This window comes from Brevibacillus brevis, from assembly GCF_900637055.1.
GTDB classification, from domain to species: Bacteria; Bacillota; Bacilli; order Brevibacillales; family Brevibacillaceae; genus Brevibacillus; species Brevibacillus brevis.
In genome coordinates, this window is sequence record NZ_LR134338.1 from 139,172 (window position 1) to 157,012 (window position 17,841).

Here is a 17,841-nt window from a genome sequence, read left to right on the forward strand (position 1 = left end):
AAGAAAAACAGGGAATTCGTTTCCCTGTTTTTTCGTTTTCTCGCATATTCTTCAAACATGGGCAAATACTATTATCACTCGCTACCACCCGGGGGAGAGTAATTGAAGCAACTGGCAAAAATTGATACCATCACCCATAGTTAAAATTAGAATTTGAGGAAAAAATACAACTAACCAACCACCATCTATTCACTACCCACTTCTCAGGGAAAGCGAGGCAACAAGACATGAAAGCAACTGGTATCGTTCGTCGAATTGACGACCTCGGTCGGGTCGTGATTCCTAAGGAGATTCGTCGTACACTGCGCATTCGTGAGGGCGACCCGCTTGAGATTTTTGTGGATCGTGACGGGGAAGTCATTCTCAAAAAGTATTCACCGATTGGAGAGTTGGGTGATTTTGCAAAAGAGTACGCCGACTCTTTGTATGAAAGCATGAATCATACCGTACTGATTTCAGACAGGGATAGTGTCATTGCAGTGGCAGGTGCCTCCAAAAAGGAATACTTGGAGAAAGCAATTGGCAGTATTGTCGAGAAATGCTTGGAAGAAAGAAAAACCCGACTGGAGAAAAACACAGGCTCTTATGAAATTTGTCGTGACATGAACGAGACATATGGCTCGTTCGTCGTCGCACCGATTGTAGCAGGAGGCGATCCAATCGGGTCCGTGATCCTCCTCAACAAAAACGAGTCAACCAAGATGAGCGATTTGGAGATCAAAATGTCGGAAACAGCGGCCGGTTTCCTGGCAAAGCAGATGGAGCAGTAGGATCGATCAGCAAAAACAGCCTCGTACCCCGGGGCTGTTTTTCTTGTGCCTATGGCCTTGTGGTATAATGAACGAAGTTTTAGGTTGGAGAGGAGAAATTTCACGCACATGGCTCAAACAAAGGCTTCCGTTCAATTTGTGAAAGGCGCGGCGATACTTGGAATTGCCGGTCTTGTCTCCAAGCTGTTAGGCGCTGTATACCGCATCCCATACCAAAACATTGCCGGAGATATCGGCTTGTACGTATATATGCAAGTATACCCGCTGTACACCACGTTGTTGATTCTGGCGACGGCGGGTTTTCCCATCGCCATCTCCAAGATCGTCTCAGAGCGCGTTGCTGTCGGGGATGCGATCGGGGCGCGCAGGGCGTTTCGAGTAGCCAGTATATCGCTGGTCGTTCTCGGGATCTTTTTCTTCTTACTGTTATATGGAGGGGCACCTATGATTGCCCGTATGATGGGTGATGAGCATTTGATTACCCCACTCCGAGCGGTAGCTTGGTCACTGCCGTTGGTGCCGATGGTTGCGATCTTGCGCGGCTATTTTCAGGGGCATCAAAATATGATGCCGACGGGCGTTTCTCAGGTTGTTGAGCAGCTTATTCGCGTGATTTTCATCCTGATCGCTGCATTCTGGGCGATGAACGTGTACCAGGATCCGTACCTGGCTGGTACAGGTGCCGTTTTTGCTGCTTTTCCAGGTGCCATTGCTGCTATTCTCGTCTTGCTTTGGTATTGGAGAGGGGACAAGAAGATGGGTCAACTGTCCATCGGTCAGGTTCAGCAATCCTCAGCGCATTCGTGGACCAATCGTCAAATATTACGTCATCTTTTGACCTATGCCGTTCCGATTTGTATGGGCGCACTGGTTCTGCCGCTAGTTCCGCTTGTAGACTCGATGACCGTTGTCAATATGCTGCAATGGAGCGGGACTGCTGAGGACTTGGCCAAGCTTTTGAAGGGTGCATTTGACCGTGGTCAGCCACTCATTCAGTTTGGTACATTTTTCGCCACGTCCCTGTCGCTGGCATTAGTGCCTGCGATCAGTGAAGCGGTTGCCCAGCGTCAGCATCAATTGATTTCTCATCGTTCCGAAGTAGCGATTCGACTGACCTTCCTTTTGGGATTGCCTGCTTCCTTTGGACTTGCTTTGTTGGCGGAGCCGATCAACGTTATGCTCTACGGAGACAGCAATGGTACCGAGGCCCTCGCTGTACAGTCCTTCACGATTATTTTCGCCACGGTGAGTATTGCCAGCGCGGGGATTTTGCAAGGCTTGGGACGTGTAATGCGACCTGCCCGCAACCTGTTTATTGGTGTATTGGTAAAGCTCATCCTCAATCTGGCGCTCGTCCCGTTCTGGGGTATATCTGGTGCAGCAGTGTCCACGGTTTTAGCTTATTTGGTCGCCATGGGACTGAACGTTCTAGCGGTAATCAAATACACGGGAGCACACATCGGAATGCGCCAAACGGTGAAAAAGCCATTCATTTCCGTCGTAGTGATGTCGATTGTCGTGCTGATTGTGGAGTGGCTCGCGAATACAGTGCTCGGAAGTGCCGGATTTTCGAATCGCTTGTTCCATACGCTGGTAGGCTTGATTGCTGTCAGTTCAGGAGCATTGGTCTATTTGCTGGCGCTTTTGAAAACGGGTGGACTCACGAGAAACGATATTCAATTTTTGCCAAAAGGAAAGCAGATTGCTTCACTGTTAACGAAATATAAGCTCCTTCCAGCGGAGAAAGCGAGAATGAACGAAAAGGAGGCGTGACGAGTGGAAATGAAGAATAAGACCATTACCGTAGTCGGTCTTGGTGCCGGAGATTTGGACCAGCTCCCTTATGGCATCTATCGTACGCTTAAAGCAGCCAAACAACTGTATCTGCGCACGAAAGAGCATCCGGTCGTAGCCGAATTGATCGCAGAAGGCATCGCGATTGAGTCCTTTGATGATGTATATGAGCAGCACGATACGTTTTCCGATGTGTACACCGATATTGTGGAGCGGCTTTTTTCACGCGTAAACGAAGCAGGCAGTCTTGTCTATGCCGTGCCAGGTCATCCTTTGGTGGCGGAACGTACTGTGCAGCTGTTGTTGGCAGAGGGACCAAACCGTGGCGTAGAAATCGAAATTGGCGGCGGACAGAGCTTTATTGATCCGTTGTTTGCCCGCCTACATATCGACCCGATCGAGGGATTCTCTTTGCTGGATGGGACCGCGCTCGCTGCTCATCAAGTTTCACCGGGGCTGCATACGATTATCGCGCAAGTGTACGATGCCTTTGTAGCCTCTGATGTGAAGCTGACCTTGATGGAAGTGCTGCCGGACGATTACGAGGTGACGGTAGCGACTGCCGTAGGGGTAGCGGGGCAAGAAATCATTGAGACAGTGCCGTTGTATGAACTGGACAGACTCGATCATTTCGGAAATTTGTCCCTGGTGTATGTACCGCCGACGAAGGACGAGAAGGTATCGTACCGTCAATTCTCCTACTTGAAGGAGATCGTAGCCATCCTGCGCAGTCCGGATGGATGCCCGTGGGATCGCGAGCAAACACATCAAAGCATCCGCAAGAACTTGATTGAAGAGACGTACGAGGTTTTGGAGACGATCGACGACGATGATCCAGATGCGATGTGTGAGGAGCTGGGTGATTTGTTGATGCAAATCATGCTGCATTCGCAGATGGCAGCCGAAGACGGATATTTTTCGGTAGATGATGTTGTCGCGACATTGAATGAAAAGCTAGTTCGTCGCCACCCGCACGTATTTGGGGAAAAGAGCGCGAATGATTCCGAGGAAGCCTTGGCGAATTGGCAGGAAATCAAAGCACAGGAGAAAGCGGCAAAAGGTATCGATGTAACGGTTCAATCACAGTTGGCGGGAATACCGCGCGACTTGCCAGCCCTGATGTATGCGTATAAGCTGCAGAAGAAAGCTGCCCAAGTCGGCTTTGACTGGGACGATATTGCAGACGTGTACAAAAAGGTAGAAGAGGAATACCGCGAGCTGCAAGAAGCATCAGAGGAGGAACGCGCTGGCGAATTGGGTGATTTGCTATTTGCAGTGGTCAATCTTGCGCGCTTCCTGAAGCTTGATCCGGAGGAAGCCCTCGCACTGACCAACAACAAGTTCAAGAAGCGCTTTTCCTATATTGAAGGCAAGCTAAAAGAGGCGGGTCGTACCTTCGAGCAGACGGACCTGCAAGAGATGGACAAATGGTGGGAGGAAGCCAAACATGAGACTCGATAAATATTTGAAAGTGTCTCGACTGATCAAGCGACGCACACTCGCAAAAGAAGTGTGCGACAAACAGCGCGTGGAAATCAACGATCGCCCTGCAAAGGCGTCCAGTAACGTGAAAATCGGCGACAAGCTGGCGATCCGTTTCGGACAAAAAATCGTATCGGTAAAAGTAGAGGACATCAAGGAAAACCCGCGCAAGGAAGAAGCGGCTTCGCTGTATACCGTCATTGGCGAAGTTCCTGTTCCGCGTGATGAAAAAGAAGAAGACGCCTACCTCAAAGGGTAACGTGCATGCGAAAAGAGACTGCCGAGATGGCAGTCTTTTTTAGGCTTTTTTTCCATCCAAAGGATATAATGAGAGTACCTGAAGGCATTTCCGAAGGGATGTGAGTTGCATGCAACAAAACGGAGTTCGAACGGGTTACTTCTTGTCTATTTCGCTTCTGTTATCATCTATCTTGTACTTTTTTGCCTCAAACTGGCCGCTCATGGTCAGGGAGCAAAAGATTGGCGTCAGTGTGGCAATCCTCGTTCTTTTTTATTTATTATCCTATGGACTGCGTTTCATCAAACGACATACCTTTTTGAGCAATTGGCTTCTAGTGGCTGGAGGCTTGGCTTTTGGCATCAGTGTGGCTTTGTTGGGGCAAATATACAATAGTCATGCCGACAGCTATATGCTGTTCGTCGTATGGCTCATTCCGAATTTGCTATTCGCAATTTTGACCCGGTATCAACCATTCTATGTCATCAGCTATGTCCTCGCTCATTTGGCGATTTATTTCTTCCTCGATCCGTCTGTTATCCACGTCATCCGTGAGGACGTCTGGTGGTTCATGGTGTATTGGTTGATTGCCTTGGGAAATATCGTCTTGTTCTGGCTAACCTCTACGGGGAAATTGCATTCCAAGCCGATTTACTACTTGTCGTTTCTGACGTTTTCCGTCAGTCTTTTCGGCTCATCCTTCACCGAAGTGTATGGTCCGCTCCCTGAGCTTTTATACGTCCTGACGGGCGGGATCCTGTTTGTCACGTTTTTAAAATGGGTGCCGAGCCGCGGGTTTCTGATTGTGACGGCCTCACTGCTCTCGCTGTTTGTGCTCGTTCAGTTCATATCCTACATGGTGAAGTATTTCTCAGAGAGCTTCTTTGTTTTGATGCTGCTGCTGACCGTACTCATTGTCTGGGGGGCAGTTGCAGGGATTAATTGGCTGCGCAAGGAATCTGCGCATCAAAAAAGCAAATGGGTTGTGTTTTTCCAAGAGGCATTCACAGTTCTCGTCACAACCATTGCCGCATCCATTGGAGCCATTTCGTTAACAGGTCTGCTTTTTCTGATCATGGAAGAAGAAACAGTTATTGATTTTCTGTTTTTCCTTTCATTAATTGGCTTTATTGGCCCTGTGGTGTTTATGAGCAGGATGAATGCAACGGTACGATATACGCTGCTTACAATGGGGTATATATTGGGTGTCGGTTCGGTTCTCTTTTTAGAAGGAGCTTATTGGATCGTTTTCCTGTTGGTCCTGTTATACGTGTGGAAAGCTGTCTCTGCCATTCCGGCGCGGCTTTTGACACAGCTGATCTTTTTAGTTGTTCTGGCTACGAAGCTGGATGAGTACCTGCCTTCCTTTGAATTTGTGCTCTTGATCATATTTGCTACGCAGATGGCGATGCATTACGTAAAGCAGTTGCCAGTCGTTTTGCAAAACAGCTCGTTGGTGTACGCCTTACTCTCGCTTTTGATCCTGACAGAGGAAGGGTTTCAATCAGTCTCCATGAATGTGGTAGTGAATTTAGCTTATTTTGCAGTCAGCACGTATTTGTTGTACCGGACATTGCATCAGCAAAATAAGGTGAGATTCGGCATCGTGCTCGGTTTTTGGTTTGCCTTTCTCCTCATGAAGTACTACGACATGCTATGGAGCTTGCTGCACAAGTCACTGAGTCTGCTTCTGCTCAGCCTGGTGTTTTTCATCGTTACTCTGTGGTGGGATCGAAGGGCGAAAATCGAGTGGCCGAATAGCGAGCCTTCCCTTTTTGTAAGAAAAACGCTTGTATTGCTTCCTGTCATTTTGCTGCAATTTGCTTTGATTGGCTATCAAGTATGGAGCAGTGAGGCGATCCTGGCCAATGGAAAAACGGTGAAGCTGGAGCTGGTCCCAATCGATCCGCGTTCGTTGCTGCAAGGTGATTACGTCAGACTTGGCTACACCATATCTACACTCGACCAAGAACAGGTTGACTCAGGGGATAAGATTCGAGTCGTACTGCGCCAACAAGCAAATGGCTTGCACAGCTACAGTGGCTTTTATGAGATCGATGGTCAATGGAATCGTACCTACGAGCCTCAGCCATCGGATGTGGTGATTAATGGAAACACAATCGGTTCCAATCGGGTGGAATACGGCATAGAAAGCTATTTTGTCCCAGAAGGAACCGGACTTGAGGTGGAGCGGAATGCCAAGTATGCCATCGTGAAAATTGGCGAGAGAGGCGATGCCATCCTGGAGAGCCTGTCGAACCAGTAGACATTCCAATAGAAGAAGCTGCCTGTGTCATCGGGCAGCTTCTTTTGCATGAGGGAGTAATCATTCGTTGGAATACATTTGCAAAACGACTGAGTGGGTGAGGATGACGCCTATTACCCCAGAGAAAAGGTGAGGCCGGGCCATGTAAGAGCTTCGCAAATCATCTTATACAACGGTATTCAACATGACTTCGCTTTTCGTCAAGCAATCAAGCATTTGATGAAGGCAGTGTCTTTCCATTTCACTTGATGATAAAATAACTTTTCCATCCAAAATGACACCACCTTGTAAGCGCGTCACGTAAGCTTACGGACGTCCACACTCCTGCACTGGTTACGAGCTGTTAAGTAAGAATAAGGAAAAGGATGGTGAAAAATGATGTCCCGAAAAGTTCCTCCTAGACTGGTTTTCGAAATAGTTAGTGTACAAGGTACACCTCTATGGTAGTATGGAAAAGAGCTTTCTATATTATGGAAATATGGAAAGGGGTATTAGCTTTTGGAAAAGGAAAGAATAGTACTTTATGGTGGGATCTACGGACTATGTTTGTCGGTTATCTTAAGCTTGATTTCAAGCATCGGGACTGCTCCCATTTTACTTTCGGGAGGAAACCTGTTAAACGTATTCCTTTGGATGTTTCTCACTAGTTTTATTCCTTTTACTGTTATTTATGCTCTGTTAGCAAAGAAATTAAGTAATGTAAGTGGAAAAAGGCTATGGTTATTGGCAGCTATAACTGCTTTTATAATCGTTCTTCTTGCTGGGTCTTTAGGTGCAGTAATAGTAGAATCTTATCAAAGTGGTTATGAAAATGTGAATATTCTCGGATTTGTTTATGCTGCACCAGTCTATTCACTTATCCTCCTCCCAATCACTTGTCCAATAATTGTATTAACATTTACAATATGGAAGAATATTAAAGAGTCATATAAAATAAGATGATTTGTTGACAACAAGTAGATAAAAACCCAGCCCTATCTTATCGATAGGGCTGCTCTTTTTTTTGTAGTTCTACTTTTTGTAGAATGCACGAAAGCATTGAAATAATAGCATCGTATTGTTTTTCTTTTTCAAAAAGTTCTTCATATCTCTTCCTCGGCAATGTAATATTTTCACTTTTTATACAATTACACATTTTAGCTTCTCCTTTCTTTTATTTGTCCAATGTTTTGTTATAAGAACCATCTCCTTTATTGCAGAGGAGTTGGTTCTATCTTTATAGGAAATAAAAAGAATTGAAAAACAACTAATTCTGGAGAGTTCTTCAAAAAAATTATGTATTTTTGAAAAATAAATTTGGAAATATGGTTGTAAAAACGTATCTAATTTTTCCTTTATTGTTGAAGAGAAAGACGAGAAGGATTCGAAGTGTAAGGGGGATACATTTCGTGTCTGATCCCCTCAGTCTTTTTCCCAAAACTATAATAGGGAGAGGAATTGAATGGCTAGATTAGTGAAATTTAGATTTGCAACTTTTATTCCGCATGATTGGGTACTGGCATATGCATATCCGGTTGGTGATGATTCTTGTTCAGTGTTCTATAAGGGGGATAACCGAGAGGCATCTCCAACGGGAACATATCGGACAGCACAAGAGATATGGGTTGACTTTGACCGCCGCACGGTTACACCCTACAAAAATACTGGGGTTACCCACCAAAAAGTCGAATGCTCAAACGGACAAAATAGCACAGACCAAGGTCAAATTTCTAATAGTTGCTTGGAGTATAAATGGGAATTCTGGGGCGCCAGTTATGTAAAGTTTAGGCTGGTGTGTGCGTGCGGCAATCCTTTAGAACCTGCGGCACCAGGAATCGATTATGTGTTAGATGTTAAAGTGTGGAGTAATGGTGGAGTAGAGGTAAGTGGCGAACATGATGGATTTCCTGCATACGAAATGTATAAACAGGTAGATAATGGTCAATGGCAACGGTTGTTTCTGCACGATCCCCGAGAGACTGGTGAATATTTGCAAGATTTAGCTCCTCCAATGGATCATAAAATTTATGTAGATAACTAATTCTGATAAAATGGCTGTCCCAAAAGATATGAAAATGGTCTAGGGATAGCCATTCTTTATCTCCTTGTAGGTCATAATTGGAATTAATTCTTTTTGCTTGCTTCCAAATAAAACACTATTTATAGCCTAACTTTTGCTGGCTCTTTTATAAAAATGGTTGCGTTTTACCTTCTATATTTACCTAGTAAGTAGGCGGGTGATGAGTATGAGTGATGAGATATTGATAAAAAAGTGTAGAGAGGTTTTACGTAGGATTGCATGGCGCTTGCAATATCAAGTAAAAAAACTTTCCACTCGAGAACTTCCAATCATAGAAAATATCTGTGGGCAGAATCTAATATCTTCTGTAGATTCTAAGTTGCATGTTGAAGAAATGTTGGATTCCCTTCCATCTAAAGCAAGATTCATTATTAAGCAAGTAGTGATTAATGGAGTTTTGGAAGAAATAGTCGCACAGCATTTAGGTATATCACAACAAGGAGTAAACAAATACAAAAGGAAATATTTAGGGTTACTTCGAAAAAAATTAGAATCTAACCCGACAAGCAGTTAAGTTGTTGGCCCTCCAGTATGATATTATCCCCTTTTGAGTAGACAGTGTAAAAAGCCCGCCCATCTAACAGTGGGTGGTACACGCTACTTGGAGGGGATTTTCTCATAGCTAAAAAAGGTCAAACATTAGGAATTAGTCCATTATCTCTTATATACAATCCCAAATCTAATTTTCTATTTCCTTCAATAAATAAATCTATACGGCACTGAACAGTGGAGATAGAAATGAGGTCCCTCTTTCAAACTGTAAGTAAAATCATTCGTTACCAGTCTGTAACCCTTTCCTGCCGAACATTTCCTATCATAGTAGGGAATTGTAGAGAAGGAGGCGTTACCGTTGAACAAAAGCGTAAACAAAGGGATCTCAGTGCTGCTGGCCACTGCGGTACTGGCAAGTCCACTGATGCTCGAGCCAAAAGCGGCTTATGCTCTCTCTATCGAGGATGTTTCTGCAGACGATTCAGATGTGGATGAGGAAACAGAATATACGATTGAGTTTGAAATCAATAAGGAATTAACAGCAGGGGATAGTATCTACGTTAGATTCCCTTCAGATTATTCGGTAGATAAAAAACTGAGAACATCAGACATCACGCTTGAAGATGACGATGATGATGAAATCTCGATCGACAGTGTATCCGTCAGCAAAAATGTAGTTGAGATCGAAGTCGATGAAAGGATCAGAAAAGGCACTGTTCTCACATTGACAATTGATAACATCACCAACCCGGAAGACAAGGGCAGCTATGAGATCGAAGTAAAAACGAGTGAGGAAAACAGCTACAAGGGTAAAAAAATCAGCATCGGCAAATCTTCGAGCAGTAGCAGCAGCAAGGGCGACTTCGAGGCGTCTCAGAGCAGTAAAAATGCCGAGGACGGAATCTCTTTAACGCTCGGAAAATTTAATCTCTCCTCAAAAAGCAAGCTGAAAGAGGGGAAATACATTTATGTCAATTTCCCTTCAAGGGACATGCTGCCAAAGAGCATCAGCAAGTCTGAGGTGAAGGTAAACGGGTACAAAGCAGATCATGTCTCCAATCTCGATGACGACTCAATTCGGATTGAAATTCCGAGTGGTGCAGATGGCGATAGCTACATAAAACTAGAATTCACTTCTTCAGCGGGAATAGTAAACCCATCCAAACCAGACAAGTATTATTCGTATGAAATTGAATATGACAGCAAGAAATACAAGTCAAAAGATGTAGAGATTACAGGCATAAGCAATACGCCATTCACCGTTTCTTTGTCGGACAGTTCAGCTGGAGCACGCACGAGCTATACGTTTGAAGTGGATCTTTCCTCCAAGCTGGGGTCGAACGCAGAAATCGAAGTGGAATTCCCAAGTGGGGTAACTGTTCCGCCGATTCTTACCAGCAATAGCGTCACCGTCAATGGTGCTCAAGTGACGAATGTAAGCGTGTTGGGAAATAAGATTTATTTCCGCACGCCATACGGATTCAATAGCACAAATCGCGCGAGCATCAAGTTTGCCTTCGAAGGCTACTTGACCGCTCCGAAAACAGCGGGAACATATACCGTGGCGGCTAAGATCGACAACAAGACCTATAAGTCGAAGGAATTCCAAATCACAGGAATGACTCCACCAGTCGCGGTGGATAATACATTGGCAACGGTTGGGCTGACGAGAGCGACTGCCTCTACTCCTGCTGGTATTTCAATCGGCATCAAAGCCATGGGTGCTCCGATTGTTCGCAATCAGGGCTTCATTGAAGTCGTATTCCCAGTTGGCTTCCGTGTTCCAGCCTACTTGCCAGCGAACACAGTAACGGTGAACGGTGTGGCCGCTAGCTTTGTTGGTGTGCGCGGACAAAATCTGATTATTATTCCTGCCCAGGATATTCCGGCAAAAACAGCAGCTCAGGTCAATATCGCCGAGACAGCTGGCATTGTGAATCCGGCTTCTCCAGGTGTGTACAGCATTGGCGTCTACAATTCCGAGGAAAGAGGCTTGCTCTTCTCTCGTCCGGCGACCATTGTGGCTCTGAATGGCGTGAGCTTCAAGCAGAACGTTGCTTCCTTTACGAAGGCTGGTAAAACCACTAAACTTGCAGTGGCACCGTATACCGTAAATGGCAACACGCTGATGCCAACTACGTTTTTCCGTGATGCCCTCGGGTTTTCGATCAGCTACACCAAAACGACTGCAAAAGTTGTGAGCGGCAATACAGTTATGCAATTCAAGGTCGGTTCAAACGTAGCAACCATCAATGGAAAAAATGTAACGCTGCCAGCAGCGGTACAACTGAAAAACAACGTTCCTACCCTGCCTCTTAAAACCATCACGGAGCGTACGGGTTACAAAATCATCTATGTGAACGGGAATTACACCGTTTACAAATAAGGACAGTCTGGCAAAAACCCCGTATTTATACGGGGTTTTCTTTTGTGAAAAACATCTCGATGTTTTTCATTAGAGGTAATGCGACCGCTTGCGGTCAACAAAAACCGCTTTGGCCGTTTTTGTTCTAACAGGACATCCCTCCCCATACGATAGTACAAGAAGGGTACGTGAGGAGGGAGTAATCATGAACGATCACACGAGACGGCCACGCCATGAAGTCGTGATGATTAATCGTCGCAGCTTAGCGATATCGGGAGTAAAAAACGTCGAAAGCTTTGACAGCGAAGAATTCCTCTTGGAGACGGACGGCGGCTTTTTAACCATACGAGGCCAAAACCTGCATATGAAAAATCTGAGTCTGGAAACCGGAGAAGTAGCGATCGAGGGGCTCGTTCACGAGATGGCCTATCTGGAGCAAGGGCAGGCCGGCGATCGGTCGAGAGGATTCTTCGGCAAGTTATTCAAGTGAACATCGTCATCCAGTTGCAGACGGTATTGGCCATGTCGACGTGTGGTGCACTGATGGGGATGGGATTCGATACGTACCATGTATTTAAGGGAAAGGCCAGACTGCCACTCTGGTTGGTCTTTTTCTTTGATATCCTTTTTTGGGTGGGCAGTATGGGCGCTGTCTTCTTGATTTTGGTGAAAGTGAACGACGGGATTATTCGGTTTCCGATATTTTTTGGAATGATATTTGGCGCGTGGCTGTACTTCTTAATAGGTAGTAAGAAGTATATCCTTTTCTTGCACCGCGTGATAAAATTCTGTCAGTGGTTTTACCGTACGGTTGTAAAAATTATAGACACCCTGCTTGTACGTCCTGTGCTTTTTCTTATCCGAGTGATCATCATGGTGCTGGCATTTTTGTATTCCGTGTTGCTCGCGATCCTCGGCTTTTTGTGGAAAGTGACGCGTTTTGTCACCTCTCCTTTTGCCAGATGGGGTCAGCATTTGGGGAAAAAAATGTACGGAAAAACAACAGGAATTTGGACCAATTGGAAGAATTGGTTTCACTCAAAGAGAAAACGGGAGTAGATTCGAGGTGGCGTACTGATGAAGGAAGCAAGAACCTCTTCCATTAATCGAAAAGGGCAAAGAAGGAGAATGCGTCTCTTTTTCTTTGTGATCCTGTGCTTTTTCGTCTGGACTAGCTATACCTTGTTTTTGCAAAGTGGCGAGTTGTCCAAGAAGGAGACAGAGCTGGAAGCCTTGAAGCAAGAATCAGCGGTCTTGCAGCAAAAGCAAGAGGATCTGACCTATGAAGCAAGCCGGCTAAACGATCAGGAGTACTTGGCAGAGCTGGTACGTAAGCGAATTTTGTTTACCAAGCAAGGCGAAAGCATCTATATCATTCCGGATTGAGTATACAGCTGATCTTCAACGAGAGGGAGGCATTCCGCGTCATGGAGATCAAGGTCGGGAGCATACTGGAAGGGAAAGTCACGGGTATCACCAAATTCGGAGCGTTTGTTCAGCTGCCGGGCGATGTGACAGGACTGGTGCATATTAGTGAAATTGCTGACGTTTACGTCCGGGATATCCATCAATTTTTAAAAATAGGTGACATGGTAAAGGTAAAAGTCCTCAGCCTTCGTGAAGGCAAGATCGGGCTTTCTATCAAAAAAACAATGGAAAAGGAACGGCCACCCCGTTATCAGCGGGAGCGAAGCGAAGGCTTTGAAGAAAAGCTGAGCCGCTTTTTGAAAGAAAGTGAAGACAGGCAGTCCTCCTTGAAGAAAAGCGTGGAAAAAAAGGGCGGCAGTCGGTCTTTTTGATTCGGAAAATTATGATTTTTCTTTCTTTGTGAAAAGCGCATTTTGACTGTAAAAAAAGGAAGGTCATTTCAAAGTCTTGACGAATACAGTATCCTAAGCCCGTTTCGCAAAGCGCGAATCACCTGTCAGCCGACGTTATCCGCCATAACGTCGGTTTTTTTTGTCCATTTGCGCCACTGAATTTGTCGCACGATTCTGTGAATATTCATTGGATTTTTGACAAATTTTACAATGACCCCTCCGTATAATGGAGAAACACATTGACCAAGAACGGGGTGGAGCGAAATGATTGCGAACAAAAACGTAACACAAGCCGGACAGGCTTGGACGCGGCAAGTGTCCGATCGAATGGGTACCACTACCCAGACGTGGGGAGAAAAAGTAGCAGATTTCATAGAGAAGTGGAATGTTCTCCCCATCCTTATGGGCTTCTTATTGGGACGAGCTCTGATTGTGGAGGAGCTAACTCCCTTTGCTATACCGTATTTCATTGTCATGTTTTATATTCGTCGAGATTGTTTGCTTGTCACGGGGATGGCTCTTATTATCGGTGCTTTTACCCAGTCGGTGCCAGTTGGACTGGAAACCGCTTTGAGTGTGATACTTGCCTTGTTTGCCTGCAAACTGATGAATAAAATGCGCAAGAAAGATTTTTCACGGACGCCTTTGCTGGTCGTCGGGACAATTTTCATCAGCCGTCTGTTGTATGCAGTTCTGACCAATCAGGTAACGACCTACGAGCTCGTGATGGTAGCAGTAGAAGCGATTCTTGGCTTTGTACTGACGCTCATCTTCATTCAGTCCTTATCGATCATTCATTTGGCGAAGCCTTATGAGCCTCTCAAAAATGAAGAGATCGTTTCGCTAGTCATTTTACTGGCTTCCTTGATGACGGGTACTGTGGATTGGATGGTCGAAGGCATTTCGATGGAGCATGTACTTTCACGCTACTTGCTGCTCGTCTTTGCTTTTGTCGGTGGTGGCACGATCGGTGCGGCTGTTGGTGTGGTTACGGGTCTCATCCTCAGTCTGGCTAATGTGAGTGCTCTTTTACAAATCAATCTGCTCGCTTTTTCCGGTCTTCTGGCAGGCTTGCTAAAGGAAGGCGGCAAAGTGGGCGTATCCGCAGGCTTGTTGATCGGTACGGCTATTCTTGCGATTTACGGTGGAGCAGAAGAGACACTCTACTACTCCTTGATTGAAACCTCTCTGGCGATTGTGCTCTTCATTCTGACCCCTGCCGCTCTTTGGAAAAAAGTAGCCCGATTTATCCCCGGGACTCCCGAGAATCTACAATCCCATCAAGAATACATGCGTAGAGTCCGCGATGTGACAGCGGGCAAAATCCAGCAATTCTCCGATTTGTTTACACAACTATCCCATAGCTTTGCCCAGACAGCCGATCCTGAAGAAATAGAAGAACAGGCCGATGCCTTTCTTAGTCGTGTATCTGAATTCACCTGCCAGAAATGCTGGAAAAAAGAACAATGCTGGGAAAAAGATACGCAATCGACCTATGAGGGAATGCGCTTTTTAATGGAAAAAGTGTACGAGCACGGTACCTTGGCCGGCGTTACTCCGCCGCGTGATTGGGAGCGCAAGTGTGTCAAAACAGAAAAAGTCATGACTGTGATGGAGCAGGAATACGATCGCCAGCAGTCGTTTGACCAACTGAAAAAGCAGGTAAAGGAAAGCCGAATGCTTGTAGCTGACCAGCTATCGGGAGTCTCTCGTGTCATGAGTGATTTTGCCCGGGAAATACAACGGGAGGGCATGGAGCTGAGCTTTCAGGAAAAACAGGTCTCACAAGCATTGGAGGGCTTGGGTCTGTCGGTACGCCGCGTAGAAATACACAGCTTGGAAGAAGGGAAGGTCGATATCGAAATCAGTCAGCCGACTTGCTATGGCCGCGATGAATGCGCGAAGATCGTGGCTCCCATGCTCACGGAGATTTTGGGAGAAAACATTGTGGTTCGCGAGCGGCATTGTGAAGCGCAAAAAGACGGTTCATGCACGATGTGCCTTGCTTCCGCCAAAACATATGAGATCGATATTGGGGTTGCAGGTGCAGCCAAAGACGGCAAGCTGCTATCTGGAGACAGCTTCCGCACGATGGATTTGGGTAATGGAAAAATGGCGCTGGCGATCAGCGATGGAATGGGAAATGGCGAGCGGGCATCCATAGAGAGTCAATCCGCCCTCGATATGCTCCAGCAGCTTCTGCGTTCTGGTATGGACGAAAAAATTTCGATCAAAACCGTTAACTCCGTTCTCGCCCTGCGCTCCAAGGAAGAAATGTTCGCGACGGTGGACTTGGCTCTGATTGATTTGCAAACAGCTCATACCCGTTTTGTAAAAATCGGCTCCACCCCGAGCTTTGTCAAAAGAAATAAAGATGTCATCACGATCACCGCCAATAACCTGCCAGTGGGGATTTTGGAAGAAATCGAGGTGGATGTCGTGTCCCGTATGCTCAAGCCAGGTGATTTGCTCGTCATGATGTCCGACGGCATCTATGAGGCGCCGCGCCATATTGAGAACAGGCAAGCGTGGATGAAGCGAATCATCAGCGAACTGGAGACGAATGATCCACAGGAGGTCGCTGATTTACTGTTGGAAAAAGTCATTCGCCAGCATTCCGGACAAATTGTCGATGACATGACCGTGTTGGTGGCGCGAATTGACCGCTTTGTACCACAGTGGGCTGCCATCGCGGTACATGGGATGGAGAAGCTCGAGCGTCCACGGATTGTGAGTTAGGAGTATGTTTTCTCTATTACCCGTCGATACTGTTGCTAAAAATACCCTGCGAAGTGAAGTGGATGAATGGTCGCTACACGGAGCTGGGACTGACAAAACAGATCGAATGGGGAGATTATTGTGAAAGAAGCGACACTTCGTCAAATACTGGTAGTGACAGACGGCTGCTCCAACTCGGGGATGAGTCCCGTTGCTGCAGCGGCATTGGCACGGGAGCAAGGAATTACGGTTAATGTGATTGGCGTAATCGACAAAAGTGAGCTGGGTGAAAAAGGGGAGAAGGAAATCAGGGATATTGCGGAAGCGGGCGGTGGACTCTGCGACATCGTGTACCCCCAACAGCTTGCGCAAACGGTACAAATGCTGACGCGAAAAGCAATGACGCGCACCATTCATCAAGTGGTCAATAAAGAATTAAAAGAGATTTTGGGCGATTCCGGAATAGAGGAGCTGGCACCTGATAAAAGAGTGCAGGTTGCCGGAATGGTTGACGAGTTGGGTGAAAAAAGCAGCTTGAACGTCGTGATGCTGGTGGATACTTCAGGAAGTATGAAGCCAAAGCTGTCAGCTGTTCAGCAAGCGATACACGATTTCAGTATTAGTCTACATTCGCGGAGCGGACAAAGCCGAATGGCGGTCGGTTCATTTCCGGGGAAACAAAAGCATCTTGATATCCGTATTCCGTGGACAGAAAAAGTCGAGCAGGCCCATCAAATTACGAGTGATTTGGCGATGAGCGGAATTACTCCTACTGGCCCTGCCATCGTAGAGGCAATTGCCATGTTTGAGCAGGATAAGCTCCCACGCTCGCTGCAAGAGCGTTACACCGACCAAGATGAAGAGGACGACTCGAACGGAATGCTGCGTGACCATGTCTTTTAAGGCAGCCACCCCCGACCTGCCCAAGTATTTTACAGGAAAATGGAACAAAAAATCGTACCACGTCTTACGGGAGTTGGGGCGTGGTGCAAACGGGACCGTGTATTTGGTATCCCAAGGTGGCGTACAGCGCGCGGTTAAGGTCGGTGTGGAAGGCATAGACATTTTAATGGAAGTGAATGTGTTGAAAAGCACACAGCAGGGGCGGGATTCCAAAGTGGGACCGCTCCTGTGCGACGTGGACGATCTCGTTGTAAACGGGAAAGCCTGTACGTTTTATGCCATGGAGTATCTTCAAGGCCTGCAATTGGATGAGTATATCCAGCAAGCGGGTACAGACTGGGTGGCCGTGATGATGGTTCAACTGCTGGCGCGTCTCGATGTTTTGCACCAGCATGGCTATATTTTTGGTGATTTGAAACCGCAGAATGTGATGGTTACCCAAACGGACAAGCAAGTACGCTTGATTGATTTCGGTGGAGTGACCAAGCTGGGCAATGCCGTTCGGCAGTTTACAGAAGAGTACGATCGAGCTTTTTGGCACGCAGGTGATAGACGGGCTGAAGTAAGTTATGACCTGTTCTCGACAGCCGTGATGATGGTGCGTCTGACGGTTGGACCGGAAACGTGGAAAAACAGCCTTGGTGACCCACGTCACACGATATTGCTCTGTGATATAATACGAAAAAGTGACAGCCTGTACCCTTACCGGGAGCCTTTATTGAAGGCGTTTCACGGTAAGTTTTCGACCGCGAAAGAAATGCGAGCGGAGCTGTTGGCAGTCTTGCGAGATAGCATGGTTGCCAAACCGCAAAAGCCGCAAAAGAAAACGCGGACGAAAGGGAACGCAGGGGCGGGCATTAGCGGTCTTTTTGTCGCCTCGTTACTCCTATTGGCTGGCACTTTGTATTACGCATGGTTTATGTGAAGGATGTGA

The 17,841-nt window shown here is 46.4% G+C and carries 16 protein-coding genes; all 16 read left to right on the forward strand.

Annotated elements, in window-relative coordinates:
- Positions 1–227 precede the first annotated feature (227 nt).
- The 16 genes from spoVT (at position 228) to EL268_RS00895 (ending at position 17,832) form a co-directional block, all read left to right on the forward strand.
- A complete protein-coding gene (gene spoVT, locus EL268_RS00820) occupies positions 228–770 on the forward strand; it encodes a stage V sporulation protein T (protein ID WP_047074483.1) in 543 nt (180 codons plus the stop codon).
- A gap of 108 nt (positions 771–878) precedes the next feature.
- Complete coding sequence (locus tag EL268_RS00825) at positions 879–2,543, forward strand: putative polysaccharide biosynthesis protein (protein WP_106657036.1); 1,665 nt, start codon at positions 879–881, stop codon at positions 2,541–2,543.
- 9 nt (positions 2,544–2,552) lie between these two features.
- Positions 2,553–4,025: a bifunctional methyltransferase/pyrophosphohydrolase YabN gene (gene yabN / locus EL268_RS00830; RefSeq protein WP_174769443.1), complete on the forward strand. Its 1,473-nt coding sequence runs from the start codon at positions 2,553–2,555 to the stop codon at positions 4,023–4,025.
- Positions 4,012–4,305: an RNA-binding S4 domain-containing protein gene (locus EL268_RS00835; protein ID WP_012683879.1), complete on the forward strand. Its 294-nt coding sequence runs from the start codon at positions 4,012–4,014 to the stop codon at positions 4,303–4,305. Before yabN ends, EL268_RS00835 begins: the two co-directional genes overlap by 14 nt.
- 109 nt (positions 4,306–4,414) lie before the next feature.
- A complete protein-coding gene (locus EL268_RS00840; RefSeq protein ID WP_106657038.1) occupies positions 4,415–6,550 on the forward strand; it encodes a GDYXXLXY domain-containing protein in 2,136 nt (711 codons plus the stop codon).
- A gap of 498 nt (positions 6,551–7,048) precedes the next feature.
- Positions 7,049–7,492, forward strand: coding sequence for a hypothetical protein (locus EL268_RS00845; RefSeq protein ID WP_106657039.1), 444 nt, complete (start codon positions 7,049–7,051; stop codon positions 7,490–7,492).
- A gap of 499 nt (positions 7,493–7,991) precedes the next feature.
- Entirely contained in the window at positions 7,992–8,570 is a 579-nt protein-coding gene (locus tag EL268_RS00850) for a DUF3238 domain-containing protein (protein WP_106657040.1), read from the forward strand.
- A gap of 205 nt (positions 8,571–8,775) precedes the next feature.
- Entirely contained in the window at positions 8,776–9,123 is a 348-nt protein-coding gene (locus tag EL268_RS00855; RefSeq protein ID WP_106657041.1) for an RNA polymerase subunit sigma-24, read from the forward strand.
- 336 nt (positions 9,124–9,459) lie between these two features.
- On the forward strand, positions 9,460–11,487 hold the full coding sequence (locus EL268_RS00860) for a copper amine oxidase N-terminal domain-containing protein (protein WP_106657042.1): 2,028 nt from the start codon (positions 9,460–9,462) through the stop codon (positions 11,485–11,487).
- A 184-nt stretch (positions 11,488–11,671) separates the two neighbouring features.
- Positions 11,672–11,956, forward strand: coding sequence for a sporulation protein YabP (yabP, locus tag EL268_RS00865; protein ID WP_007726414.1), 285 nt, complete (start codon positions 11,672–11,674; stop codon positions 11,954–11,956).
- Entirely contained in the window at positions 11,953–12,525 is a 573-nt protein-coding gene (gene yabQ, locus EL268_RS00870; RefSeq protein ID WP_106657043.1) for a spore cortex biosynthesis protein YabQ, read from the forward strand. The genes yabP and yabQ overlap by 4 nt, the downstream gene beginning before the upstream one ends.
- Positions 12,526–12,543: 18 nt before the next feature.
- Positions 12,544–12,852 carry an FtsB family cell division protein gene (locus tag EL268_RS00875; RefSeq protein ID WP_007726411.1) on the forward strand — a complete coding sequence of 103 codons (309 nt, stop codon included), beginning with the start codon at positions 12,544–12,546 and terminating at the stop codon, positions 12,850–12,852.
- A gap of 41 nt (positions 12,853–12,893) precedes the next feature.
- On the forward strand, positions 12,894–13,265 hold the full coding sequence (locus EL268_RS00880) for a S1 RNA-binding domain-containing protein (protein ID WP_106657044.1): 372 nt from the start codon (positions 12,894–12,896) through the stop codon (positions 13,263–13,265).
- A gap of 285 nt (positions 13,266–13,550) precedes the next feature.
- A complete protein-coding gene (gene spoIIE / locus EL268_RS00885; protein ID WP_106657045.1) occupies positions 13,551–16,025 on the forward strand; it encodes a stage II sporulation protein E in 2,475 nt (824 codons plus the stop codon).
- Positions 16,026–16,145: 120 nt separating this feature from the next.
- Entirely contained in the window at positions 16,146–16,907 is a 762-nt protein-coding gene (locus EL268_RS00890; protein WP_106657046.1) for a vWA domain-containing protein, read from the forward strand.
- A complete protein-coding gene (locus tag EL268_RS00895; RefSeq protein ID WP_373863421.1) occupies positions 16,897–17,832 on the forward strand; it encodes a serine/threonine protein kinase in 936 nt (311 codons plus the stop codon). Before EL268_RS00890 ends, EL268_RS00895 begins: the two co-directional genes overlap by 11 nt.
- Positions 17,833–17,841 lie beyond the last annotated feature (9 nt).

Excerpts from the sequence above, each read along its gene's own strand:
- spoVT (WP_047074483.1), top strand. The coding sequence starts at position 228 with ATGAAAGCAACTGGTATCGTTCGTCGAATTGACGACCTCGGTCGGGTC.
- EL268_RS00825 (WP_106657036.1), top strand. The coding sequence starts at position 879 with ATGGCTCAAACAAAGGCTTCCGTTCAATTTGTGAAAGGCGCGGCGATA.
- yabN (WP_174769443.1), top strand. The coding sequence starts at position 2,553 with ATGAAGAATAAGACCATTACCGTAGTCGGTCTTGGTGCCGGAGATTTG.
- EL268_RS00835 (WP_012683879.1), top strand. The coding sequence starts at position 4,012 with ATGAGACTCGATAAATATTTGAAAGTGTCTCGACTGATCAAGCGACGC.
- EL268_RS00840 (WP_106657038.1), top strand. The coding sequence starts at position 4,415 with ATGCAACAAAACGGAGTTCGAACGGGTTACTTCTTGTCTATTTCGCTT.
- EL268_RS00850 (WP_106657040.1), top strand. The coding sequence starts at position 7,992 with ATGGCTAGATTAGTGAAATTTAGATTTGCAACTTTTATTCCGCATGAT.
- EL268_RS00855 (WP_106657041.1), top strand. The coding sequence starts at position 8,776 with ATGAGTGATGAGATATTGATAAAAAAGTGTAGAGAGGTTTTACGTAGG.
- yabP (WP_007726414.1), top strand. The coding sequence starts at position 11,672 with ATGAACGATCACACGAGACGGCCACGCCATGAAGTCGTGATGATTAAT.
- EL268_RS00875 (WP_007726411.1), top strand. The coding sequence starts at position 12,544 with ATGAAGGAAGCAAGAACCTCTTCCATTAATCGAAAAGGGCAAAGAAGG.
- EL268_RS00880 (WP_106657044.1), top strand. The coding sequence starts at position 12,894 with ATGGAGATCAAGGTCGGGAGCATACTGGAAGGGAAAGTCACGGGTATC.
- spoIIE (WP_106657045.1), top strand. The coding sequence starts at position 13,551 with ATGATTGCGAACAAAAACGTAACACAAGCCGGACAGGCTTGGACGCGG.
- EL268_RS00895 (WP_373863421.1), top strand. The coding sequence starts at position 16,897 with ATGTCTTTTAAGGCAGCCACCCCCGACCTGCCCAAGTATTTTACAGGA.